This window comes from Phenylobacterium sp., from assembly GCF_004297125.1.
Taxonomy (GTDB): domain Bacteria; phylum Pseudomonadota; class Alphaproteobacteria; order Caulobacterales; family Caulobacteraceae; genus Phenylobacterium.
In genome coordinates this window covers 175,989-198,460 of sequence record NZ_SCVD01000040.1, presented here as the reverse complement: position 1 = coordinate 198,460, position 22,472 = coordinate 175,989, and the positions used below count along the sequence as shown (strand labels likewise).

At 68.9% G+C, this 22,472-nt stretch carries 22 protein-coding genes; 13 read left to right on the top strand and 9 right to left on the bottom strand.

Features of this window, described 5'->3' with window-relative positions; genetic code table 11:
- Positions 1-74: 74 nt before the first annotated feature.
- The 6 genes from EPO51_RS27545 to EPO51_RS27520 all read right to left on the bottom strand — a co-directional run bounded on the left by EPO51_RS27545 (position 75) and on the right by EPO51_RS27520 (position 5,583).
- Positions 75-1,064 (bottom strand): sensor histidine kinase, encoded by a 990-nt coding sequence (locus EPO51_RS27545; protein ID WP_293357399.1) that lies wholly within the window; start codon positions 1,062-1,064, stop codon positions 75-77.
- A gap of 119 nt (positions 1,065-1,183) precedes the next feature.
- A complete protein-coding gene (locus EPO51_RS27540; RefSeq protein WP_293357397.1) occupies positions 1,184-1,897 on the bottom strand; it encodes a TPM domain-containing protein in 714 nt (237 codons plus the stop codon).
- Positions 1,897-2,706 carry a TPM domain-containing protein gene (locus EPO51_RS27535; RefSeq protein WP_293357395.1) on the bottom strand — a complete coding sequence of 270 codons (810 nt, stop codon included), beginning with the start codon at positions 2,704-2,706 and terminating at the stop codon, positions 1,897-1,899. The genes EPO51_RS27540 and EPO51_RS27535 overlap by 1 nt, the downstream gene beginning before the upstream one ends.
- Before the next feature lies 1 nt (position 2,707).
- Positions 2,708-3,370 carry a LemA family protein gene (locus EPO51_RS27530; protein ID WP_293357393.1) on the bottom strand — a complete coding sequence of 221 codons (663 nt, stop codon included), beginning with the start codon at positions 3,368-3,370 and terminating at the stop codon, positions 2,708-2,710.
- A gap of 99 nt (positions 3,371-3,469) precedes the next feature.
- Positions 3,470-4,246, bottom strand: a complete 777-nt coding sequence (locus EPO51_RS27525; protein WP_293357392.1) for a DUF1365 domain-containing protein — start codon at positions 4,244-4,246, stop codon at positions 3,470-3,472.
- Entirely contained in the window at positions 4,246-5,583 is a 1,338-nt protein-coding gene (locus tag EPO51_RS27520; protein WP_293357391.1) for an NAD(P)/FAD-dependent oxidoreductase, read from the bottom strand. The genes EPO51_RS27525 and EPO51_RS27520 overlap by 1 nt, the downstream gene beginning before the upstream one ends.
- 140 nt (positions 5,584-5,723) lie before the next feature.
- Here EPO51_RS27520 and EPO51_RS27515 point away from each other — a divergent pair, with 140 nt between their 5' ends.
- On the top strand, positions 5,724-6,524 hold the full coding sequence (locus EPO51_RS27515) for a DUF1295 domain-containing protein (protein ID WP_293357390.1): 801 nt from the start codon (positions 5,724-5,726) through the stop codon (positions 6,522-6,524).
- The gene (locus EPO51_RS27510) at positions 6,521-7,546 is read left to right on the top strand and encodes an SAM-dependent methyltransferase (RefSeq protein WP_293357389.1); all 1,026 of its coding nucleotides are present in this window, start codon (positions 6,521-6,523) and stop codon (positions 7,544-7,546) included. The genes EPO51_RS27515 and EPO51_RS27510 overlap by 4 nt, the downstream gene beginning before the upstream one ends.
- 13 nt (positions 7,547-7,559) lie before the next feature.
- Here the strand turns inward: EPO51_RS27510 and EPO51_RS27505 are convergent, their stop codons facing one another.
- Both EPO51_RS27505 and EPO51_RS27500 read right to left on the bottom strand, forming a co-directional pair.
- Positions 7,560-7,961, bottom strand: a complete 402-nt coding sequence (locus tag EPO51_RS27505; protein ID WP_293357388.1) for a response regulator — start codon at positions 7,959-7,961, stop codon at positions 7,560-7,562.
- Positions 7,958-9,448 carry a sensor histidine kinase gene (locus EPO51_RS27500; protein WP_293357387.1) on the bottom strand — a complete coding sequence of 497 codons (1,491 nt, stop codon included), beginning with the start codon at positions 9,446-9,448 and terminating at the stop codon, positions 7,958-7,960. Before EPO51_RS27500 ends, EPO51_RS27505 begins: the two co-directional genes overlap by 4 nt.
- A 333-nt stretch (positions 9,449-9,781) precedes the next feature.
- Here EPO51_RS27500 and EPO51_RS27495 point away from each other — a divergent pair, with 333 nt between their 5' ends.
- Both EPO51_RS27495 and EPO51_RS27490 read left to right on the top strand, forming a co-directional pair.
- Positions 9,782-10,192: a DUF2177 family protein gene (locus EPO51_RS27495; RefSeq protein ID WP_293357386.1), complete on the top strand. Its 411-nt coding sequence runs from the start codon at positions 9,782-9,784 to the stop codon at positions 10,190-10,192.
- Positions 10,193-10,271: 79 nt separating this feature from the next.
- Positions 10,272-11,855, top strand: coding sequence for an AMP-binding protein (locus EPO51_RS27490; protein ID WP_293357385.1), 1,584 nt, complete (start codon positions 10,272-10,274; stop codon positions 11,853-11,855).
- Here EPO51_RS27490 and EPO51_RS27485 read toward each other — a convergent pair.
- Positions 11,852-12,763, bottom strand: coding sequence for a LysR family transcriptional regulator (locus EPO51_RS27485; RefSeq protein WP_293357384.1), 912 nt, complete (start codon positions 12,761-12,763; stop codon positions 11,852-11,854). The genes EPO51_RS27490 and EPO51_RS27485 overlap by 4 nt on opposite strands.
- Before the next feature lie 49 nt (positions 12,764-12,812).
- Between EPO51_RS27485 and EPO51_RS27480 the strand changes: the two genes are divergently transcribed.
- The 9 genes from EPO51_RS27480 to EPO51_RS27440 all read left to right on the top strand — a co-directional run bounded on the left by EPO51_RS27480 (position 12,813) and on the right by EPO51_RS27440 (position 22,399).
- Positions 12,813-13,544: a TorF family putative porin gene (locus EPO51_RS27480; protein ID WP_293357383.1), complete on the top strand. Its 732-nt coding sequence runs from the start codon at positions 12,813-12,815 to the stop codon at positions 13,542-13,544.
- A gap of 71 nt (positions 13,545-13,615) precedes the next feature.
- The gene (locus EPO51_RS27475) at positions 13,616-14,893 is read left to right on the top strand and encodes a metal-dependent hydrolase family protein (protein WP_465246646.1); all 1,278 of its coding nucleotides are present in this window, start codon (positions 13,616-13,618) and stop codon (positions 14,891-14,893) included.
- 64 nt (positions 14,894-14,957) lie between these two features.
- On the top strand, positions 14,958-16,118 hold the full coding sequence (locus tag EPO51_RS27470) for a DegT/DnrJ/EryC1/StrS family aminotransferase (protein WP_293357382.1): 1,161 nt from the start codon (positions 14,958-14,960) through the stop codon (positions 16,116-16,118).
- A gap of 89 nt (positions 16,119-16,207) precedes the next feature.
- The gene (locus EPO51_RS27465) at positions 16,208-17,608 is read left to right on the top strand and encodes a cytochrome P450 (RefSeq protein ID WP_293357381.1); all 1,401 of its coding nucleotides are present in this window, start codon (positions 16,208-16,210) and stop codon (positions 17,606-17,608) included.
- Positions 17,609-17,706: 98 nt separating this feature from the next.
- Positions 17,707-18,672, top strand: coding sequence for a quinone oxidoreductase family protein (locus EPO51_RS27460; protein WP_293357380.1), 966 nt, complete (start codon positions 17,707-17,709; stop codon positions 18,670-18,672).
- A gap of 234 nt (positions 18,673-18,906) precedes the next feature.
- Positions 18,907-19,740: an alpha/beta fold hydrolase gene (locus EPO51_RS27455; RefSeq protein WP_293357379.1), complete on the top strand. Its 834-nt coding sequence runs from the start codon at positions 18,907-18,909 to the stop codon at positions 19,738-19,740.
- Between the two features lie 18 nt (positions 19,741-19,758).
- Entirely contained in the window at positions 19,759-20,544 is a 786-nt protein-coding gene (locus tag EPO51_RS27450) for an SDR family NAD(P)-dependent oxidoreductase (RefSeq protein WP_293357378.1), read from the top strand.
- Positions 20,541-21,131, top strand: coding sequence for a histidine phosphatase family protein (locus EPO51_RS27445; protein WP_293357377.1), 591 nt, complete (start codon positions 20,541-20,543; stop codon positions 21,129-21,131). Before EPO51_RS27450 ends, EPO51_RS27445 begins: the two co-directional genes overlap by 4 nt.
- Positions 21,132-21,238: 107 nt before the next feature.
- Positions 21,239-22,399, top strand: a complete 1,161-nt coding sequence (locus EPO51_RS27440) for a collagen-binding domain-containing protein (protein ID WP_293357376.1) — start codon at positions 21,239-21,241, stop codon at positions 22,397-22,399.
- Positions 22,400-22,472 lie beyond the last annotated feature (73 nt).

The following is a 22,472-nucleotide window of genomic DNA, read 5'->3' as shown; positions in this document are numbered from 1 at the left end:
CGTTTCGGAGATGCTACTCCGCGGGCCCTATCCGGCAAAGCACCGCTGCATGACGGAACTGTAATCTTGCGGGGTTAGCGCAGAGCCAGCGGGAAGTGGATGTCGGCCTGGAACCCGGCCGGCTCGAAGCGGGCCACCACGTGGCCGCCGTCGTTGCGAAGCGAGATGTCCAGCAGCCGGGTGCCAAAGCCCTTGCGAGTGACAGGTTTCACCTCGGGCCCGCCGAGCTCCGTCCAGTTCAGGCGCGCCGTGCCATCGAGCGTGCCGGCCAAGCCCAGCTTCACCCGCCCGGCCGGGGCGGAGAGCGCGCCATACTTCACGGCGTTGGTGGAAAGCTCGTGCAGCAGCAGCGCCATGGCCACCACCATCTCGTTGGAGATGCTGATCTCCTGCAGCTGGGGGTCGATATCGAAGCGCGAGGAGTCGAACGGGGTCAGCGCCCGCGCCAGCAGGTCGGCCAGCCGCAGCGAACGGCCCGACGCCTGGGTGACCAGGTCCTGGCTGTCGGCCATGGACTGCAGGCGCCCCATCAGCACCTGCTCGAAATCCTTGACGCTGCCCGCCCGCCTGGCTGTCTGGGCGACGATGGTCATCATGACCAGGATGCCGTTCTTGGCCCGGTGCGCCAGCTCGCGCAGCACCAGGCTGCGCCGTTCCTCGGCCGTCTTGCGGTCGGTGATGTCCAGGTTCGATCCCACGACCGTCCGGACGCCGTCGGCGTCCTTCAGAACCCGTCCGCGGGTCAGGAGCCAGCGGGTCTTGCCGCCCGGCGCCGCCAGCGTCCGATGCTCGTAGCCGAAGACCCCGCCGTCAGGCCGCTCGCTGGCCTCGCGATAGACCTCGGCCATCCGCTCCCGGTCGTCGGGATGAACCAGCGCGGCATAGTCCTCAATGGTCAAGGCGCGGCCGTGCCCGACGCCGTACAGTTCGCGGTTGCGGTCGTTCCAGGTGAGATCGCCGCTGCGGACGTCCCATTCCCAGAGGCCCAGGCCGGTCGCCTCCACCGCCGCCTCAAGGCGGCGAAGCCGCTCGTGCAGGCTCTCGATGGATTCCGCGTCGCCCATAGCCAAAAACCGGCCCCCAACGGCCTCGCCCACAGCCAGCGTTCAGTCTGGGGCCGCTGCGACGCTGCGACAACCGCCGAGTCCAATAGGCCGCAGCTTGAGCGTGGAGCTTACTCCCTTTAGGGGCGAGACAATACAACTATGGCGTCAGGCAACTCATTCGGATTGTCGTCAGGGCGCGCCGGGAACCGCTCGGCCAGGACATCGGCGCACAGGCCGATGGCCGCCGTGAACCCCTCCGCCGCACGTCCCTGCCTCAGGCCCGTCGTCAGCGCGGCCATGGCCTTGTCCCAGGTATCGTCCGGCACCTGGGCGTGGATGGCCTCGTCGGCGATCAGCTCGGCCATCCGTTCGGCCGCGGAGACGTAGATCAGCACGCCGGTGCGCTCGCGGGTCGCGTGCAGGTTCTTGGACAGGAACTGCTCCTCGGCTCGCTGCAGCACCCGGTCGCGTTTCATGCCACGCGGCGTCAGCGTCCGGCGCACCGGCGGGATCGCCACCAGGAACAGGGTCGCCAGGAACAGCAGGCCCTGCAGCAGGAGCGTGCCGACCAAGGCCGCGCGCGCGGTCGCCTCGCTGACGTCCTCCACCTGGTCCGCGGTCCAGCCGCCGAACATGCCCATGTCCGGCGCGGTCACCTGCACCCCGAACAGCAGCAGGATCGCCGGCGCCAGCAGGGCCACGCCCGCCGCCCAGGCCAGCGGGGTCGCGTGATAGTCCGAGCTCTCCTCGGCCAGGACGCAGTAGATCTCGCCACGCGTACGGGTCTCGGCGGCGCGCACGGCGGCCTCGATGGCGGCCAGGTCTTCGGATCCGAGCAGGAGTTTTGTCATCACCAGCTCCCGGAGGCGCCGCCGCCTCCGCCCGATCCGCCGCCGCCGGAGAAGCCGCCCCCACCGCCGCCGCTCCAGCCCCCGCCCCCGCGTCGGCCGCCACCGGGCCCGGACAGGAGGAAGGGCAACAGCCACCACAGGCCGCTGCCGCCGGAGCGCCGGCGACCGCCGAAGGCCCGCAGCACGCCGCTCAGCACCCAGAAGACGATCACCACGATGATGATGATCGGCACGCCGCCGCCGCTGTCGCCGGCCTGGTCGGCATTGATCGTGACCTTCGGCGCAGCCTCGGCCTCGGCGATGGCGGCCTTCTGCTGGTCGGGGGGCAGGCCGATCTGGCGGGCGATCGCCTCGGTCCCGGCGACCACGCCCTTTTCCATCTGGCCCGCCTTGAACGCCGGCAGGATGGCCCGCTGGATGATGAGGCTGGAAAGGGCGTCGGTGAGGACGGGCTCGAGCCCGTACCCCACCTCGATCCGCACCTTCTTCTGGTTGGGGGCCACGATCAGGATCACCCCGTCGTCCTCGCCCTTGCGGCCGATGCCCCAGGTGCGAAGCAGCTGGTAGCCGTAGTCCTCGATCTCGTAGCCCTGCAGGTCCGGCAGGGTCGCGACCACCAGCTGGTGGCCGGTCTGCTGTTCCAGCGTCGCCAGTTCCTGCGTCAGCCGCGCCTCGGTCGCCGGCGAGAGAATCTGGGCGTCATCGACCACCCGTCCGGTCAGCGGCGGGAATTTCGGCGCGGCAAGGGCCAGCGTGGGCAGGACCAGCGCGAGCCCGAACGCGACCCAGAGGCGGTGAAACGGAGCCAACCTACTTCGGCGGCGGCGAGCCGGGCGCGGCGCCGGCGGGCGGCGCGGCGGCGGGGCCGGTCGGCGCGAAGTCGACCGTGGGCGCGGACTGGGCCGTGGCGGTGGCCTGGAAGAGCTGCATGGGCTTCGAGGACGAATACATCGTCTTCGCCCAGATGATCTGCGGGAACGTCCGCAGGGTGGTGTTGAAGTCGCGGACCGCCTCGTTGTAGTCCCGGCGCGAGATGGCGATCCGGTTCTCGGTGCCCTCCAGCTGGCTCTGCAGCGCCATGAAGTTCTCGTTCGACTTCAGGTCCGGATAAGCTTCCTGCAGCACCCGCATCGGCGCCAGCGCCAGGGACAGGTTGTTCTGGGCGGCCGCGTAGCGCTGGAAAGCGGCCGGGTCGGTGGTGATGCCGGCGTCGGAGCGCACCTGCAGGGCGCCGGCGCGCGCCTGGGTGACCCCGATCAGCACGCTGGATTCCTGGGCGGCGTAGCCCTTCACCGTGGCGACCAGGTTGGGGATCAGGTCAGCGCGGCGCTGGTACTGGTTCTGCACCTCGGCCCACTGGGCCTTGGCCTTCTCCTCCTTGGTCGGAATCGAGTTGATCCCGCAGGCGGCCAGCGCCAGGGGCGCGATCAGCACGAGCGCAAGGGCTCGGAAGCGACGGATCAGGCTGGTCATCGGAGTCCCCTCAAAGGCGCGAACGCCAGACCATGGATAATTGGCCCGCGCTTTGATCGGGCGCAACGGCAGCCGGCGCGGCTTGGTTCCCCGGCGGGCTCAAGCCGCCAGCTTGGCGGGCGTCACCACCGTCACCGGCCACTCGGGCTTCGCCGGCCGCTGGCGGATCTTCTCGCCCCCCAGCCAAATGAACAGCGCCTCCCAGTGGATGGCGCCGACCACGCCCAAGGTCATCCAGGGATGGGTAAGCCAGGCGCGGAAGAGATTGCGGTCGGTGAGGTCCTGGCGCTGCGCCACAAAGCCGGTGGCCAGGACCCGGCCTTCCTCATCGTCCACGTCCACCAGCACCTGGACCTGGTCGGCCGGCGGCCGCACCCGGAAGGCGTACTTGAGGTCCATGTCCATGAACGGCGAGACATAGAATCCCTTGTCGCAGGCCTGCCTCACCACCGGCGCGTCTTCAGCCGGGATCAGATAGCTGTGCCGCTCGCCGAAGGTGTTGTTGACCTCGTAGAGGATGGCGCTGAGCGCGCCGTCAGGGCGATGGCACCAATAGACGGTCAGCGGATTGAACCCGAGGCCCAGGATGCGCGGCATGGCCAGCATCCGGATCGGCCCGCCGTGGGCGATGCCGGCGGCGGCGAGCTGGGCCTCCACTTGGCTCTTCAGCGGTATCGCCGAGCCGTCGCCGTGCCGGCGTGGATCGAAACCGACGAGATTGAATCTGCGCAGCGAGAACAGCTTCAGGTCCCGGTCCAGCTCGGCGAGCTCGTCCAGGTCCAGCAGCAGCATGAAGATGCGGTAGCGCAGGGAATGGCGCCGGGGCTTCAGCCGGGTGTGCGACACGATCCCGGCGTAGAGCCCGGAGCAGGCCATCAGGCGGCCGCCTCTTGCAGGGCCGGCCCGCGCAGGTGGATGCGGCCGGACTCGCCCTCGACGGTCCAGGGCCGGCGCACCCCGCCCAGTTGCTCGGCGACGGCCAGGCCCGACTGCAGCGCGTCCTCGTGGAAGCCGTGGCCTAGGTAGGCTCCACAGAACCAGGTGCGCCGCACGCCCTGGATATCCCAGAACACCTGCTGGGCGGCGACGGCGCCGGCGTCGAACAGCGGGTGATCGTAGACCTCGGTCTTGATCAGCTTTTCGGCCGCGATCTCCTTGTTCGGATTCAAGGTCACGAAGAGATCGGGAGCGTCCTTGAGGCTCTGCAGCCGGTTCATCCAGTAGGTGACCGCCCCCTCGCCCGGCGCGGCGCGCATCCCGATGTGGTTCCAGCTGCACCAGGCGCGTCGGCGCTTGGGCATCAGGATGGCGTCGGTGTGCAGGGCCACCAGGTTACGGCTGTAGCGGAAGGCGCCCAGGAGACGCTTCTCCTCGGGGGTGGGGTCGTCCAGCAGGGCGAGCGCGGTGTCGCCGTGCGTGGCCAGCACCACCTGGTCGAAGCGCTCGCGGCCGCCGCCGGCCAGGCGCAGCTCGGCGCCGTTGGCGTCGCGTCGCACGCCCGCGACCCGGGCGCCCTTGCGGAGCTCGCCCCGGAAAGCGGCGGCAAGTTTCTCGACATAGGTCCGCGACCCGCCCTGGACCGTGCGCCACAGGCCGCGGCCGAAGATGCTCATCATCCCGTGGTTCAGGAAGAATCGGATCAGCGAGGCGGCCGGATAGGCCCCGATCTCCTTCAGCGGCGTCGACCAGATAGCCGCGGCCTGGGGAAGCAGGTGGTCGTCGCGGAACGCCTGGCAGTAGCCCTTCTGCTCGAGGTAGGCCTCCAGCGAGATCTCCGGCGCCTTCAGGTTCGCCAGGTCGCGCGGCGCGTGGCGGTAGAAGCGCGAGATGTCGCGCAGCATCCCCCAGAACCGGGCCGAGAAGAAGTTCCGCTTCTGGGCGAAGACGCCCAGGGCGCCGAAGCTGGAATATTCGAACGCGCCGTCGTCCAGCGACACCGACAGGCTCATGTCGGCGTTCACGCTGGGCACGCCCAGGTGGGCCAGGAGGGCAGTGAAGTTTGGGTAGTTGGCCTCGTTGTAGACGATGAAGCCGGTGTCGACCGCGACCGGGCCGTGGTGCCCCGGCGCCTCGGCGGTGTGGGCGTGGCCGCCCAGGCGAGGATCGGCTTCGAACAGGGTGACGTCGTGCTTCTGGGACAGCAGCCAGGCCGCCGAGAGGCCCGCGACGCCGCTGCCGACCACGGCCACGCTCAGCCGTTCACCGCCGCTCATCTGCACTCCAAACCCCATGCTGCACGCCAGCGAACCGCCGCGCCGTCCCACGCCGGTTGCTTAGCAAATGCTACGGCCCGCTCACAGGGCCGGATGCGTCTGGCGGCGGATCGTGGTCGTATGCCAACGGAGAGCGAGGCATGTTGTTGCAGATCGTCCTGGGCGTCCTGGCCCTCATGCTGGGGGTGATGATCGCGGCGTGGGCGTTCGGCCTCGCCGTGAAGAACGGCGGCTGGACCGACGTGTTCTGGAGCTTCGGGAGCGGCCTGCTGTTGGCCGGCGCCGCGTTCGTCGCCACGGGCGCGGACACCAGCCTCGCGCGCCGCCTGCTGGTCGCGGCCTTCATGCTGGTCTGGGGCCTGCGGCTGGGCCTCTACCTGGCGCCGCGGGTGGCGGGGCATCCCGAGGACGCGCGCTACGCCGAGTTCCGCAGGACGGCGAAGAACTACCCGCTCACCATGCTCTGGGTCAGCCTGCCCCAGGCGCCCGCCACCGCCCTGCTGGCGCTGAGCGTGGTCACGGCGGCCAAGCGGCCGGAGCCTTCCCTGGACCTGCGCGACGCGCTCGCGGCGCTGGTCTTCCTGACCGCCATCGTCGGCGAGACCATCGCCGACGCCCAGATGAAGCGGTTCCGGGCCGACCCGGGCAACAAGGGCAAGGTCATCGAGACCGGCCTCTGGGCCTGGTCGCGCCACCCGAACTACTTCTTCCAGTGGCTGGGCTGGATGGCCTATCCGGCGATGGCCCTGGACCCGTCCCGGCCGGTCAGCCTCCTGACCCTCATCGCCCCCGCTGTCATGTACGTCCTGCTCCGCTATGTCTCCGGCGTCCCGCCGCTGGAGGAGGCCATGCTCAAGTCCCGCGGCGACAGGTTCCGCGACTACCAGGCGCGCGTCGGCGTCTTCTTCCCCCTGCCCCCCAAGCGAGTCCGTCCTGCATGAGCCTGATCGCCGCCACCATCGACGCCTTCGAAGGCGCGCCGCTGCCCGACGTGGTCCGCAAGACCGCGATCACCTTGCTGGTGGCCAACGCCCGCCGGCAGATGCGGAATACAGGCCCGGACGCCGATGCGACCTTCGCCCGCGAGATGGCCGAGCGCCCGATCGCCGAGCACACCGACGCGGCGAACGCCCAACACTACGAGGTGCCGGCCGAGTTCTTCCTGAACTGCCTGGGCCCGCAGCTGAAATACTCCTCGGCGCTCTACCGGAACCCCGGCGACACGCTGGCCCAGGCCGAGGAACACGGCCTGAAGGAGACCGCCGAGCACGCCGATCTGCAGGACGGCCAGCGGATCCTGGAACTGGGCTGCGGCTGGGGCTCGCTGTCGCTGTGGATGGCCAGGACCTATCCCAACGCCCGGATCACCGCGGTGTCGAACTCGGCCAGCCAGAAGGCCTTTATCATGGCCCGCGCCCAGGAACGCGGCCTGTCGAACCTGGAGGTCATCACCTGCGACATGAACCACTTCGAGGCGTCGGGCGAGTTCGACCGCGTGGTCTCGGTGGAGATGTTCGAGCACATGGCGAACTGGCGCGCCCTGCTCAGCCGGGTGAAGGGCTGGCTGAAGCCCGACGGCCGCCTGTTCATCCACGTCTTCACGCACAAGACCACGCCTTACCGCTTCGACGTGAACGACGAGGCCGACTGGATCGCCAAACACTTCTTCTCGGGCGGCGTCATGCCCAGCCACGGGCTGATCGCCCAGTTCCCCGACCTGTTCGTGCTGGAGCAGGACTGGCGCTGGAGCGGAACCCACTACGAAAAGACCGCCCTGCACTGGCTGGAGCTCTACGACCGCAACCTCGCGAAGATCCGGCCTGTGCTGGAGAGCGTCTACGGCGCCGACGCCACCCTGTGGCACAGGCGCTGGCGGCTGTTCTTCCTGGCCACCGCCGGCCTGTTCGGCCACCGTGGCGGCACGGAATGGGGCGTGAGCCACTATCGGCTGCGGCCAGCGTAACGGCCGGGGCCCGTTACGATTCGGCGGAGTCGTTCCAAGGCCCCTCAGTGATCGCGAATTCGATCGCGCTCCTGAGTTGATGGCTCGAAACCGGCTTGAACAGCATGCCGGCCGGATGGTCGAGCTCGATGCGGTCAATCGTGGCCTGCTCCTTCGACCCGGTGACGAAGATCACCCTGGAGCGAACGGTTGAGTAGATCGCCAGCGCAGCGTCGACGCCGTCTTTCTCTCCCCTCAGGCGCATGTCCATCAACACGACGGACGGCCTGTGTTCCTGCGCCAGCAGGATCGCTTCGTCGGCGGTCGCCGCCGTGCCGCACACTGAGTGTCCCATCTCCTCAACTTGCATGCACAGACCCTCTGCCACCAGGAATTCGTCATCAACGACCAGAACACTCGCTCGGGAGATCGTCACGTCAGCGACGGCGCGGCGATGCGCAGTTCGCTGCGGGTGCCTTGACTGGTGTTTATCGTCAATTTTCCTCCAAGTTGCTTGGCGAGACCCGTGATGATCGTCATCCCGAGTGAACCCGTGCCGTCCGCCGTGTCCTTCGCTTCGACGTGGCGCCCGTCGTCGGCGACAACCAGCACGATCGCGCCATCGGCCAAACGCTCAAGGATAACCTCAAGGTTCCCCTGTCCGCTCGGAAAAGCATGCTTCAGCGAGTTCGTGATGAGTTCGGTCACGATGAGGCCGAGGGGTAACGCGAAGTCCAGCCCCACGGACAGCGGCGGCGCGCGAACGCTAAGTACGACGTTTCTCGCCGCGCCTCCTTCGAGGATGTTCGCCGACAGGTCATTGAGGAAGGGCGCGATGTCGAAGGTTTCCAGGTCGTGCGACCCCATCAGTTGCTGATGGACAAGACCCAGGGCGTAGATCCGGCCGCGAAGGCTGGCGATCGCAGCCTTCGCGTCGGGATCGGCGATCCGTCGGCCCTGCATGATCAACAATCCGTCGATGATCTGCAGGTTGTTCTTCACCCGATGGTAGACTTCGCGCAGCAGAAGGTTGCGCTGGAGGATCGTCGCGTCACGGTCAGCGAGGATCCCTTCCAGTTCCGCCTTCGCCGCAACCAGCTCTGCCTCGGCCTTATAGCGATGGTCGATATTCTCTATGACCGCGATCGCCAGCAATGGCGCGCCCGACTGCGGCGAGCGCGTGATCGTCGCCGACACCCGGCCCCAGATGGTCGTGCCATCGCGGCGGAGATAGCGCTTCTCGCGCAGATAGACGGCCTGGCGTCCCTCAAGGACGAGGCGATACGCCGCTGACTCTTCCGCCCGGTCTTCCACCGGAGTGAACTCCCACCCATCCCGACCTTCGAGTTCCTGGGGTTCGTATCCCAGCATCTCGGCGAACGCCCGGTTGGCCCGAATGATGCGGCCGGTGTGCGGTTCGGCCTGCACCTTGCCGACGGCGGCGGCCTCGAAGCTGGTTCGGAATTGCGCCTCGGTCAGGGACAGGGCCTCCACGGCGCTGGACTTGTCCGAAAGCGCGAGGGTGAGTTCAGCGTTCAGGTTGTCCAGTTCCCGGCCGCGATCGGCAAGCCCGGTCGCCAGCAAGAGCGAGGCGGCGTTGCTCGCCTGGAGCGAGACGATGCACGACCGCAGCAGCAGGCAGACACCAATTATCAGCACGCCCACGACGAGCGCCACGGCCAGCGCCCTGACGTCTTCTTCTCCAACCACGAATGAAAACTGCCGGCCAAGGTAAAAGTACCAGGCCCCGACCACGCCTGCGATGAGACTGACCCAACCCGCGATCGCGCCCCACCCAAGGCAAACGACCAGGAGGATCGGGAACACCGCCATAAGCGGTTCCCCGCCGCCCGTCTGGGCCTTCAGCAGGAGTCCCAGAGCGATGGAGGAGGCGGCGCCGGCGGCGCCGGCGGCCAGAGCCACAGCCTTCGATCGTGGGCGGCCGTCACCAATCCAGTGTGTCAGCAATGGGAGAGCGCCCGAAGTGGGAGGAGAGCGGTACAATCCTTGGCCTTTCAAGAGCATCGCTCAGCCTGGCGGCCTCCGCCCGCGTCCAGGCCGGGACGCGTATTCCGGAACATACACGCGCCCTGGCGGCCAGGAGGGCAATAGCGTTTCGTTGTTACGTCAGAATCCCGACAATCCGGATGTCACTCCCTGGCTTGTTGTCAGACGTCGCCATAACGATGCTTGTGGATTGAAGCCACGCGCCTGCTGACGACGCGCGTCGGGCAGCGACAGCAGAGAGACCGGTTGATGATTCGACTGACCGCGACCTATTTCGCCACGGCCGGCGCCATCGCGGCCTTGGACTATGTCTGGCTCAGCCAGTTCGGACCGAAGGTCTACCGGCCGACACTGGATGCGGTGCTGCGGCCCGACAGCGACCCGGTGTCTTTCCCGGCCGCGATCGTCTTCTACTTCGTCTACATCCTGGGCGTGCTCGCCCTGGCCATCTGGCCGACGCGCGACAAGCCGCTGATCAAGACCACGGCGGCCGGCGCCATGCTGGGCGCGCTGTGCTACGCGACCTACGACCTGACCAACCAGGCGACGCTCAAGGTCTGGGCGACGCAGATCACCCTGATCGACATCACCTGGGGGACGTTCCTCACAGCGGTCGGCGCCACCGTCGGCGGGATCGTGATCCGGCGCATGAGGGCCTAGCCGCCCTCGCCTCACCCGTGCCATTGTCGTTTTCGAAGATTGAGAACGATACAGTGTAAATCTGTGCGGGAGGAACGGGATGGATGCGGTGCTCGAGCGGCAGGATCTGAACCATCGCCTTGAGGCGGCTTCGCTCAACGGCATGACCATGGCGGTCTGGGCCGACGTGCAGCCGAACAAGGCGGCCGTGATCGATCCCGACGGGGCGACCCGTTCCTTCGCCGAGGTCAACGCCAATGCCAACCGGCTGGTGCGGCTGATGCGCCAGGCGGGGCTCAAGGCCGGCGATTCCGTGGCGCTGATCCTCTCCAACCGGCACGAGTTCCTGGAGGTGCAGTCCGCCACGCTCCGCGCCGGCTTCCGCATCACCCCGGTGAACTGGCACCTGACGGTCGACGAGGTCGCCTACATCCTCAACGACTGCGAGGCCCAGGCCCTGTTCGGCGAGGCCCGCATCGCCACCGTCGCCCCGGCGGCGGCCCAGGCTCCGAACCTGCGCCTCAAGGTCGCCGTCGGCGGCGGCATCGACGGCTTCGTGAACTACGACCAGGCCCTGGCCGGCCTCGATCCCTCCGACATCGAGGACCCGGTCCTGGGCAACCAGATGCTCTACACCTCGGGCACCACGGGCCGGCCCAAGGGCGTCTTCCGTCCGACCCCCGTGGTCGCACCCCAGGCCATGTACGCGCTGCGCGGCTACGACGCCGCCTCGGTGCAGCTCTGCGCCGGTCCGGCCTATCACGCCGCCCCGCTGGCCTTCGACGTGCGCGCCGCCATGGGCGCCGGCGCCACCCTGGTCTTCCTCGACAAGTGGGACAGCGAGCACACGCTTCGAACCATCGCCAAGCACCGGGTCACGCACATGCATCTGGTGCCGATCATGTTCCAGCGCCTGCTGGCGCTGCCGATCGAGGTGAAGGCCCGGCACGACATCCGCAGCGTGAAGTACATCGTCCACGGCGCGGCCCCCTGCCCGCCCGAGGTCAAGCACGCGATGATCGAATGGTTCGGCCCGGTGCTCAGCGAGTACTACGCGGGCTCCGAGGGCGGCGCGGGCTTCATGATCAATTCCGAGGAGTGGCTGCGCAAGCCGGGCTCGGTCGGCAAGAAGCCCGAACTGCTGGGCTCCAAGATCCTGGACGAGCAGGGGAACGAGTGCCCGCCGAACGTCTCGGGGACCATCTACCACCAGCTCCCGCCCGGCGGCGGCTTCACCTACTACAAGGACGAGAAGAAGACCCAGGCGTCCCGCGTCGGCGACTATTTCACCATGGGCGACATGGGCTACTTCGACGACGACGGGTACCTGTTCCTCACCGGCCGCAGCGCCGAGACGATCATTTCCGGCGGGGTGAACATCTATCCGCAGGAGATCGACAACGAGCTGATCAAGCACGAGGCGGTCGCCGACAGCGCGACGGTCGGCGTGCCGCACGACGAGTGGGGCGAGCAGGTCAAGGCGGTGATCCTGCTGAAGCCCGGCTACGAGCCCTCGGACCTGCTGGCCAACGAGATCCTGGCCTTCGCCCGCGACAGCCTGCCCAGCTTCAAGGTCCCGCGCAGCCTGGACTTCGTGGCCAGCCTGCCGCGCTCCGAGGCCGGCAAGATCCAGCGCGGCAAGGTGCGCGCACCCTACTGGGAAGGCCGCGCGCGGCAGATCTAGACGGTCGCCGCCGCCCGCACCTCGTCCAGGAACCAGTCGACGCCGGCGTCTGAGACGCCGGTGCGGCGCATCACCGACACCTGGATCCGGAAGGGCTCGAACGGCGGGTCGATGACCTGCAGGCCCAGCATCTTCGCGTGCCGCTCGGCGAGGCGGCGGGGCACCGTGGCGATGCCGTCGGTGGAAGCCACCAGCACCAGGGCGGTCAGCCATTGCGGCACGGCCGCCAGCATCGCGGCCAGGCCGTCGCCCTCGTCCTTGGTCACGTCGCCGCCGGTCTCGCTGGTCGAGCGCGCATAGATGTGGCCGGTGTCGCGCCAGGTCTCCCAGTCCATGGCGCCGTCGATCTTCGGATGCCCGACCCGCGCGACGGCGCAGTAGGCGTCTTCGAACAGCGGCTCGACGACATAGCCTGGCCGGGCGGCGCCGAAGCGGCCGACGGCGAAGTCCGCCTCGCCGATCTTCAACGCCCGCAACGCCTGATCCTCGGTGTGGTGGACGACGACGAAGGTCACGCCGGGGGCCACGGCCTTGAGGCGGTTGACCAACTGCCCCCCGATCAGGGCGGTGACGAACTCGGGCGCGCTCAGCCGGAACATCCGCTTGCTGCTCGCCGGGTCGAAGCGGCTGTCGGGGGTCAACGCGTCGCCTGCCAGGGCGATCAACGCCTCGATCCGCGGCCCCAGTTCGATCGCCCGCCGGGTGGGCTCGAACCCGTGCGGCCGGCGCACGAAGAGAGGATCTTCGAACAGGTCCCGCAGCCGGCCCAGGGCGTGGCTGATCGCCGGTTGCGACAGGCCGAGGCGTTCGGCCGCCACGCTGGCCCGACCGCTGCGCAGCAGCTCGCGGAACACCAGCAGGAGGCCGCCGTCCAGGCGCCTAAGTTTGTTTTGATCGATATCACTCATTCAGCCAATTCAATACGCCTGAACCCGTGGCGGCGCTACCACCGCGGCCATGACACACGCCGCCCTCCCCGCCGCCGCTCTGCTGTTCGCGGCCTCGCAACTGCCCGCCCCGGCCGCCCGCGCGAGCGACTGGGGCGGGCTCTATTCCACCGTCGCGATCGCCAGCGACTACCGCTACCAGGGCGTCTCGAACTCCGACCGCCACGCCGCGATCCAGGCCAACGTCCACAACTTCCGGCCCGACGGCTGGTACGTGGGCGTCTTCGCCAGCCAGGTGGACTTCAACGACTTCGGAACCTCCTACGAGGTCGACGTCTACGGCGGGAAGAACCTCAAGCTCGACCCGAAGACCGAGCTCAAGCTGGACGTCATGTACACGGCCTTCCCGGACAACGAGACGCCGGGGCCGACCTACAATTTCTGGCAGGGGAAGGTGGCGGTGACCCGCAGGCAAGGTCCGCTCACCCTGGTCGGCCTGACCAGCTACGTGCCCGAGGGCTCGTACGGCTCCGGCGAGGCCTGGCGGATCGAGAGCGAGGCGCAGTACGCCGTCTCGCCCCACCTGACCCTGAAGGCGCTGGCCGGCCGCCGCTGGAGCGAGCGCAACGCCGACCGCACCTACTGGAGCCTGGGCGCCGCGACCACCTGGAAGCACCTGGTCTTCGAGGTGCGCTACCAGGACACCGACCTCTCCAAGGCCCGCTGCGGCTACAACCCCGACATCTGCGGCCCGGCGCTCACCGCCGCGATCACGGCGGTCATGCCGCTGATCCTGTTCTGAGCTGGCGCTTCCCGGACTTCGAATTTAGGGTCCGGCCAGCTTGTTTCTGGGGGACACCCGTGAAGACCTTCATCCTCGGTGCGGCGCTCGCCGCCGCCTTTGTCGCGCCCGCCGTGGCGCAGACCCAGGCCACCACCTTCGTCCAGGCCGGACGCGTCCTGGTCGACCCCGCTTCGGGCAAGGTTGAAACGCAGAAGACCCTGGTGATCCAGGGCGGCAAGGTGGTGCGCATCGCCGACGGCTACGTCTCCGAGCCGGGCGGCAAGGTCGTGGACCTGAAGACCAGCTTCGTCCTGCCGGGCCTGATCGACAGCCACGTCCACATCACCAGCCAGCAGGGCGCGAACTCGCGCCTGGAAGAGGTGACCGAGTCCTCGGCCGAACAGGCGCTGATCGGCGCCCGCTACGCCAAGCGCACCCTGATGGCCGGCTTCACCACCGTGGCCGACCTGGGCGGCGACAACGACGCGGTCTTCGCCCTGCGCAAGGCCACGGCCCTGGGCGACGTGCCCGGCCCACGGATCGTCGCCGCCGGATCGGCGATCTCGGTCCACGGCGGCCACGGCGACGTGAACGGCTTCCGCGAGGACGTGATGCACGTCCTGCGGCCGGGCTCGGTCTGCTCGGGCGCCGCCGACTGCAGCCGCGCGGTGCGCGAGCAGGTCTGGAAGGGCGCAGACGTCATCAAGATCACCGCCACGGGCGGGGTGCTGTCCAACACCGCCGCGGGCCTGGCCCAGCAGTTCTCGCAGGACGAACTCAATTCGATCGTCGAGTCCGCCCACCGCATGGGCCGGCGCGTCACCGCCCACGCCCACGGCGCCGACGGCATCACCAGCTTCCTGAAGGCCGGTGGCGACTCGATCGAGCACGGCACCTATCTGGACGCCGAAGGCGTCGCCCTGATGAAGAAGAACGGCGCCTACCTGGTGCCGACCCTGATGGCCGGCGACTTCGTCTATCGCGTGGCCAGCGGTCCGAACAACTTCCTCACCCCCGCCCAGTCGGCCAAGGCGCTGGAGGCGGGTCCCAAGATGCTGGCCATGGCCAGGCGGGCGCACGAGGCCGGCGTGAAGATCGCCTTCGGCACCGACACCGGCGTCTCGGCCCACGGCGACAACGCCGGCGAGTTTGGGCTGCTGGTCAAGGCCGGCCTCACCCCGCTGGAAGCCATCCAGGCCGCCACCGTGAACGCCGCCGACCACCTGCAGATCTCGGCCGACGCCGGCAGCCTCACCCCCGGCCACGGCGCCGACCTGATCGCCGTCCAGGGCGACCCGCTGAAGGACGTCGAGGTCCTGAAGCAGGTCGGCTTCGTGATGAAGAGTGGGACGGTCTACAAGGACTGAGGGAAACACACCGATACCAAGCGTGTTTGGCGGCGCCCGCCGGCGCAGGGCATAAGCCGCCGCCATGATCCCCTTCATCGACCTGCAGACCCAGCGCCAGCGGCTGGGCCAGCCCCTTGAGGACGCGATCCTCAAGGTCGTCCGCTCGGGCGCCTACATCATGGGCCCGGAGATCGCCCAGTTCGAGGCCGAGCTCGCCGCCTTCGGCCAGGCGCCGCACGCCCTGTCGTGCGGCTCGGGCACCGAGGCGCTGGTGCTGCCGCTGATGGCCTGGGAGATCGGGCCGGGCGACGCGGTGTTCTGCCCGTCCTTCACCTTCGCGGCCACGGCCGAGGCCATGCCGCTGGTGGGCGCCTCGCCGGTCTTCGTGGACGTGCTGCCGGACACCTACAACATCGACCCGGCCAGGCTGGACGCCGCCGTCGCGGCCGTAAAGGCGGACGGCAAGCTCACGCCGCGCGCGGTCATCGCCGTCGACCTGTTCGGCCAGCCGGCGGACTATCCCGCCATCGCCGCGGTCTGCGCGAAGCACGGCCTGAAGCTGATCTCGGACTCGGCCCAGGGCTTCGGCTGCACCCTGGACGGCAAGCACCCGATCCACTGGGCGGACGTCACCACCACCTCGTTCTTCCCGGCCAAGCCGCTGGGCTGCTACGGCGACGGCGGGGCGGTGCTGAGCAAGGACGCCCGGTTCCACGACCTGCTGGTCAGCCTGCGGGTCCACGGCCAGGCGGTAAAGTCGGACCTCGAGGGGCGCACCTTCGACCACGACCCGAAGTACCTGAACATGCGGGTCGGGATGAACAGCCGGATGGACACCCTCCAGGCCGCCGTCCTGCTCCAGAAGCTCTCGATCTTCGCCGACGAGATCCAGGCCAGGAACCGCGTCGCCGCCCGCTACGCCGAAGGCCTGGGCGACGTGGTCCGCGCCCCGCCTGTGATCCGGGACGGAGTCTCCGTCTGGGCGCAATACGTCATCGAGGCCGAGGACCGCGACGGCCTGGCCGCGCACCTGCGCGGCGAAGGCGTGCCGACCGCCGTCTACTATCCCGTGCCCCTGCACAGACAGGCGCCCTACGCCCGCTATCCCCAGCCCGGCGGCCTGCCGGTGACGGAGGCCGCGGCCGAAAAGGTGCTGGCCCTGCCCATGCACGCCTACCTGACCGAGGCCGACCAGGACCACATCGTCGCGGCGATCAGGAACCACGTGAAACGCAACGGGTAGTTGTACTTCGCGACGCCCACATCCCCCTCTCGCGCGCGGCGAGAGCCAGGCTATAGTGGCGACAGGCCACCGTTCCTGGAGGCATGCCCATGCCCGACCGTGACGCGTACCCAATCCTGCCCGGCGCACTCGCCGACAAGCCGACGCTGTCGCTGACGGACCGCTTGCGTGGCCGGCGGCTGCGCATGCCGTGGTCCGTGCCCGATGCGATGTTCCACGAGCCTTTCGTCCGCCGGAAGACCTTGATCGGCGAGATGATCTTCATAGGCGACCCGGTGCTGGCCAAGCATGTGCTGGTGGACAAGGCGGCCAACTATCCGAAGGCGCCGCTGGAGTTGCGTATGTTCTCCGCCCTGTTCGGCCAGGGCCTCCTGGGCATCGACGGCGACCTCTGGCGCAAACACCGCCGGACCATGGCGCCGGCCTTCGACCCACGTTCCGTCGCCGGCTACGCCCCAGCCATGGCCGGTTGCACTGAGCATTTCCTCCAGCGCTGGGACGAACTGCCGGACGGCTCCGTCGTGGACGCCGCCGAAGAGATGACGGCTCTGACCCTGTCGATCATCGCCCGCACCATGTTCCACGAAGCGGGCCAGGGCCTGGAGACGCTGATCGCGCGGACCCTGGACGACACGCCCGACCTCGCCGACTTCAACCTGCTCGACCTGCTGCCCGTAGTCTGGAAGTTCCGGATGGCCGCCCGTGAGACCCGCATGGCCGCGCTCTTCCGGCCGCTGGACGGCGCCATCGCCGAGATGATCACCGCGCGGGAGGCTTCCGCCGATCCGCCGGACGACCTGCTCTCCCGCCTGATCGCCGCCCGCGACGAGACCACCGGCGCGGGCCTCTCGGCGCGCGAGGTGCGCGACGAGGTCATCACCATCTTCATGGCCGGCCACGAGACGACCGCCACCGCCATGGCCTGGGCATGGTTCCTGCTGGCCAAGCACCCGCACGAGGCCGCCCGGCTCCACGCCGAGTTGGACCAGGTGCTCGGCGGCCGCACGCCGGGCCAGGCCGACATCGCCAGCCTGCCCTTCACCCGCCGGCTGGTGGATGAATGCCTGCGCCTGTTCCCGCCGGCTCCCGGCATGTCGGCCCGGATTGCCGCAGCGCCGGATATGCTGGGCGAGACACCGGTCAAGACCGGGACGTACATGGTCCTCGCCCCCTGGGTTCAGCAGCGTCATCGCCAGACCTGGGACGAACCCGAACGCTTCGAACCCGATCGCTTCCTGCCCGAGCGCAGCGAAGGTCGCCCCCGGTTGGCGACGATGCCGTTCGGCGCGGGCCCCCGCGTCTGCATCGGTCAAATGCTGGCGGTGAACGAGATCATCCTGATCCTGGCCACCGTGGCCCAGCACTACGCCCTGGACCTCGTCTCCGACGCCCCGGTCAAGCTGCACCACAACGTGACCCTGCGGCCCAGGGGCGGCTTGCCCATGCGACTGCGGCGCCGGACGCGAGCCGCGGCGCTCGCGGCCGAGTAGCCGAGCCGCGCGAGCGAACGCCAGACGCGCCGGAGCGCTTGCGCCTGCCGCTAGGGCATGAGAAGCGTGCTTCAAACAAGCGTTTGAGGGAGCGTCCGATGAAAGCCGCCGTCTATTATGAGAACGGGTCGCCGGACGTCCTGCGGTACGAGGACTTCCCCGATCCGGAGTGCCATCCCAAGGGCATCGTCATCCGCGTCGAGGCCGTGTCCATCGAGGGCGGCGACACCCTGAACCGCTGGCGCGGCCCGCTGATGACCAAGCCGCACGTGGTCGGCTACCAGGCCGCCGGCGAGGTGGTCGAGGTCGGCGCGGAGGTCACGAAGTTCCAGGTCGGCGACAAGGTCTGCAGCACTGGCGCCTTCGGCAGCCACGCCGAGTTGCGGGCCGTCCCTGCCATGACCGCCTGGAAGGTCCCACCCGGCCTCAGCACCAAGGAGGCCGCGGTCATCCCGGTCACCTTCGGCACCGCCGACGACTGCCTGTTCGAGTTCGGGCGCATGAAGAAGGGCGAGGTGGTCCTGGTCCAGGCCGGGGCGTCGGGCGTCGGCGTGGCCGCCATCCAGCTCGCCGCGCGGGCGGGCGCCTCGATGGTGCTGGCCACCGCCTCGTCGGACGAGCGGCTGGAGAAGCTGAAGGCCATCGGCCTGACCCACGGCATCAACTACAAGACCCACGACGTGGTGGCCGAGGTCATGCGGCTGACCGACAAGAAGGGCTGCGACGTGATCGTGGATTCGGTGGGCGGCCCCACCCTGCAATCCTCGATCCTGAGCCTGGCCTACCGCGGCCGCGTCTCGATGGTCGGCCAGGCCGGGCGCGAACCGATGCAGGTCGACGTGGGCTCGATGATGGGCGGCAACCGCAGCCTGTCGGGCGTCTTCCTGGGCGCCGAGATCGCCACTGACCGGGTGCAGAAGAACATCCAGCGGCTGATCGACGACGTCGCCCGGGGCGAGCTCAAGGTGCTGATCGACCGGGAGTTCCCGCTATCTGAGGCGGCCGAGGCGCATCGCTACATCGAGAGCCGTCAGGCGGTCGGCCGGGTGCTGCTGATTCCCTAGTGGCCGAAGATCTTGAGCCACAGGCCTGCGAGCCCGAGCAGGATGAACGCCCACATCGCCAGGGACAGCAAGAGGGGAACGATCACTCGCATGGCTTCGCTCGGCCCCTCCCCCAAGGCGACTCTTGGGCAATGATTGGCCCACAAGTCATGGGAAGACCAGCCGATTCACGCGTCAGGATCGTCGCAGGCGATCGCATGCAACCGACAGGGTACGTCAGAGGAGGGATATTCGATGCCGAAAGCCCGTAACGGCGCCGTCGAACTGGCGTTCGAGACCTTCGGGGACGATCGGCCGGAGACCATCCTGCTGGTCAACGGCCTGGGCTCGCAGATGACCCGCTGGCCCGCGGCGTTCTGCGAGACGCTGGTCGCCCGCGGCTATCGCGCCATCCGCTTCGACAACCGCGACACCGGCCTCTCCACCTGGCCCACCGAGCGCTATGTCCTGGCCGACATGGCGAACGATGCGGTCGCCGTCCTGGACGCGGCAGGCGTCGCCCGCGCGCACATCGCCGGCGTCTCCATGGGCGGTATGATCGTCCAGCGGATGGCCATCGACCATCCCGGGCGCGTTCTTTCCATGACGTCGATCATGTCCGCGCCGTCGGCCGACGTCGTCGCGACGCCCGAGGCGATGGCGGTGATCAGCAATCCCCCGCCAAGCCCCGAGGCCGACTACGAGGCCTTCATCGCCCACGGCATGAGGAACGCCCGCACCATCGGCAGCCCCGCCTATCGCTGGACCGACATCGAGCTCCGCGAACGGACGGTCGCCGAGCACCGCCGGGCCTTCAATCCCGCCGGCGTCGGCCGCCAGCGGCAGGCGATCGGCGCAGATGGCGATCGCACCGAAGAGCTGCGCAGGCTGAACGTGCCGACCGTGGTCCTGCACGGGGCCGACGACCCGCTGATCCAGCCGATCGGCGGCGAGCTGACGGCCGCCGCGATCCCCGGCGCCGAACTGCGGGTCATCCCCGGCATGGGCCACGACCTACCGCCGGCTCTCTACGAGATCTTCGCCGACGCAATCTGCGCGGCCGCCGCCCGAACCAAGACGAACGTCTAGACAAGAACGAGGCACACCATGGGACGTCTTTCCGGCCGCACGGCCGTTATCACCGGCGCGGCCAGCGGCATAGGCCGCGCCGCCGCCAAGCTGTTCGCCGCCGAGGGCGCGAACATGGTCATCGCCGACCGCGCCGACGCGGTCGACGAGACGGCCGAGGCCATCAGGGCGGCCGGCGGCAAGGCCGTGGCGCTGAAGGGCGACGCCGGCGACGACGCCTTCGTGCGATCGCTGGTGGAGACCGCCAAGTCCGAGTTCGGCGGCCTGGACATCTTCTGGGCCAACGCCGGCATCTCCGGCGGCTTCGCGCCGCTGCACGAACAGACCGCCGACTACTGGGCCGAGATCCTGCGGGTGAACCTGATCGGCGCGTTCCTGGGCGTGAAGTACGCCTCGGAGGCGATGATCCCCAACGGCAAGGGCTCAATCATCTGCACCGCCTCGGTGGCGGGCATCCGCTCGGGCGCCGGCGGGCCCGCCTATTCGGCCTCGAAGGCCGGCGTGATCAGCCTGGTCCAGACCGCCTGCAACGAGTTCTACGGCACGGGGATCCGCGTCAACGCCGTCGCCCCCGGCCTGATCGAGACCGGCATGACCAAGCCGATCTTCGACGGCGCCCGGGCCCGCGGCAACGAGGACAAGATCGGGCAGCTCAACCCAACCACCCGCTACGGCGAGCCGATCGAGATCGCCAACGCGGCCCTGTTCCTGGCCTCCGATGACGCCTCGTACGTCAACGGCCAGACCCTGGCGGTGGACGGCGGCCTGTCGACCTCGCACCCTGTGGTGCGCCGCAAGAAATGATCATCCTCGTCCGTCACGGCGAGACCTTCTGGAACCGCGAGCGCCGCATCCAGGGCCACACCGAATCCGACCTCACGCCCCTGGGCGTGAGGCAGGCGCAGGCGATGGCCGGGCTGGTCGACGATCTGGTCCGCCGCGAAGGCTCGGAGGGCTGGCGCCTGGTCGCCAGCCCCATCGGCCGCGCCCAGCGCACGGCCGACGCCATCGCGCGGGCCACCGGCCTCACGATCGAGACCGACGCGCGCCTGGCCGAGATCTGCTGCGGCGAGTGGGAGGGCCAGCTCTGGGCCGACGTCGCCACGCGGCAGCCGGACAATGTGGACCGCAGCGAATGGTTCTTCCGTGCGCCGGGCGGCGAGAGGTTCGAGGACGTCCACGCCCGCGCCGCCGGCTGGCTCGGCGAACTGCCGCCGGAGCCGGAGCGGCGGGTGATCGCGGTCAGCCACGGCGTCTGGGGCCGGGTGTTGCGCGGCGCCTATGCCGGCCTGGACCGTCCGAACACGCTTCGACAGGACGTGCCGCAGGATGCGGTCTTCCGCCTGCAGGGCGGCCAGATCGACCGGTTCGACTGCGAGCCCGTCGAATAGCGGCTGCGGGCCGCGGCGCTCCAGCGCCCCGTTTTGGGTAGGTGCGGCATCCGGTCCATTCCCCGGATTCCGCCTCCCTTAACCGTCGGCGTGCGTAAGGGCTGGAGATGAAGCTCTATCGCCCCCTCTCCGTGATCGCCGCCAGCCTGGTTCTGGTCGTCGCGACCCCCGCCGCCGCGGCGCAAGTCCTGACCCCGTCGCAGGACGCGGCGTCGATCAACGCCGCCCTCGCGGCGATGCAGACCTACAACCTGATCACCCTGGGCGACCTGAAGTCCAACCAGACGGTGGAAGGCCGCGCCTTCGTCGGCGGCGACCTCAGCGGCGGATCCAGCAACTACTTCACCAACCCCAAGGGCCAGACCGGCACGGCCCTGACCGTGGTGGGCGACGTGACCGACGGCCCGAAGAACGTCGGCAACGGTGGCGGCGTGAAGGTCGGCGGCAACCTCGACAGCGGCGTCAACGCCAGCGGCAGGATCGAGGTGGACGGCAACGGCAAGAACATCAACGGCGGCGCCCAGGTCTACATCGACGGCGACGCCAAGAACGTGAACGGCCAGAACGTCTACATCGGCGGCGGCAAGAGCGGCTACGTCAACGGCAAGGTCACCCTGGGCGACCACACCGTCGCCGGCCTGCAGACGACGCTGCAGGCGCAGCGCGACGGCTATGTGGACAGCTTCGGCGACCTGTCGGCCTACCTGGCCGGCCTCACCGCCACCAGCGCCATGACCTATTCGGCCGACGGCCAGGCGGCGATCTTCAACGCCGGCGCGGGCACGGGCGTGGCGGTGTTCAACCTCTCCAACCTGGACCAGCTGTTCAAGAACCGCAGCCGCCTGGAGTTCGCCGATCCGGCGACCTACGACACCGTGATCGTCAACGTGGCGGGCGCGAACATCTCGCTGGGCAACACGATCAACTTCCAGGCCGCCGAAGGCCTGGGGACCAAGGTGATCTGGAACTTCTACCAGGCCGAAACCCTCGATTTCGGCAGCAAGGTCTTCTACGGCTCGGTCCTCGCGCCCAACGCCGACGCGAAGATCGGCAACTTCATCCAGGGCACGGCGGTGTTCGACACCTTGGACCAGAAGGGCGTGATCAAGATGGGGACCTACGGCGGCGGCTTGACGGTCGAGGCGCCCAAGGGCCTGGCCGCGATCGTCACCCCTGTTCCCGAGCCGTCCACCTGGGCGATGATGATCGTGGGCTTCGGCGCGATCGGCGCGGTGCTCCGCCGTCGGCGCACGGCGTTCGCCCACTGAGGCGCCGCGGGCCGACGATCATGACCTGCGATTGAGTCGCAACGTCGGGTTTCTCCCCCGGGCGGCGAGTGGC

What these genes read in the sequence shown, in the direction of transcription:
- EPO51_RS27530 (WP_293357393.1), bottom strand. Translation starts at nt 3,370, where the DNA reads ATGACCAGCCTGATCCGTCGCTTCCGAGCCCTTGCGCTCGTGCTGATC.
- EPO51_RS27440 (WP_293357376.1), top strand. Translation starts at nt 21,239, where the DNA reads ATGAAGCTCTATCGCCCCCTCTCCGTGATCGCCGCCAGCCTGGTTCTG.
- EPO51_RS27545 (WP_293357399.1), bottom strand. Translation starts at nt 1,064, where the DNA reads ATGGGCGACGCGGAATCCATCGAGAGCCTGCACGAGCGGCTTCGCCGC.
- EPO51_RS27445 (WP_293357377.1), top strand. Translation starts at nt 20,541, where the DNA reads ATGATCATCCTCGTCCGTCACGGCGAGACCTTCTGGAACCGCGAGCGC.
- EPO51_RS27480 (WP_293357383.1), top strand. Translation starts at nt 12,813, where the DNA reads ATGACACACGCCGCCCTCCCCGCCGCCGCTCTGCTGTTCGCGGCCTCG.
- EPO51_RS27470 (WP_293357382.1), top strand. Translation starts at nt 14,958, where the DNA reads ATGATCCCCTTCATCGACCTGCAGACCCAGCGCCAGCGGCTGGGCCAG.
- EPO51_RS27485 (WP_293357384.1), bottom strand. Translation starts at nt 12,763, where the DNA reads ATGAGTGATATCGATCAAAACAAACTTAGGCGCCTGGACGGCGGCCTC.
- EPO51_RS27515 (WP_293357390.1), top strand. Translation starts at nt 5,724, where the DNA reads ATGTTGTTGCAGATCGTCCTGGGCGTCCTGGCCCTCATGCTGGGGGTG.
- EPO51_RS27520 (WP_293357391.1), bottom strand. Translation starts at nt 5,583, where the DNA reads ATGAGCGGCGGTGAACGGCTGAGCGTGGCCGTGGTCGGCAGCGGCGTC.
- EPO51_RS27465 (WP_293357381.1), top strand. Translation starts at nt 16,208, where the DNA reads ATGCCCGACCGTGACGCGTACCCAATCCTGCCCGGCGCACTCGCCGAC.
- EPO51_RS27490 (WP_293357385.1), top strand. Translation starts at nt 10,272, where the DNA reads ATGGATGCGGTGCTCGAGCGGCAGGATCTGAACCATCGCCTTGAGGCG.
- EPO51_RS27540 (WP_293357397.1), bottom strand. Translation starts at nt 1,897, where the DNA reads ATGACAAAACTCCTGCTCGGATCCGAAGACCTGGCCGCCATCGAGGCC.
- EPO51_RS27495 (WP_293357386.1), top strand. Translation starts at nt 9,782, where the DNA reads ATGATTCGACTGACCGCGACCTATTTCGCCACGGCCGGCGCCATCGCG.
- EPO51_RS27460 (WP_293357380.1), top strand. Translation starts at nt 17,707, where the DNA reads ATGAAAGCCGCCGTCTATTATGAGAACGGGTCGCCGGACGTCCTGCGG.
- EPO51_RS27450 (WP_293357378.1), top strand. Translation starts at nt 19,759, where the DNA reads ATGGGACGTCTTTCCGGCCGCACGGCCGTTATCACCGGCGCGGCCAGC.
- EPO51_RS27525 (WP_293357392.1), bottom strand. Translation starts at nt 4,246, where the DNA reads ATGGCCTGCTCCGGGCTCTACGCCGGGATCGTGTCGCACACCCGGCTG.
- EPO51_RS27510 (WP_293357389.1), top strand. Translation starts at nt 6,521, where the DNA reads ATGAGCCTGATCGCCGCCACCATCGACGCCTTCGAAGGCGCGCCGCTG.
- EPO51_RS27455 (WP_293357379.1), top strand. Translation starts at nt 18,907, where the DNA reads ATGCCGAAAGCCCGTAACGGCGCCGTCGAACTGGCGTTCGAGACCTTC.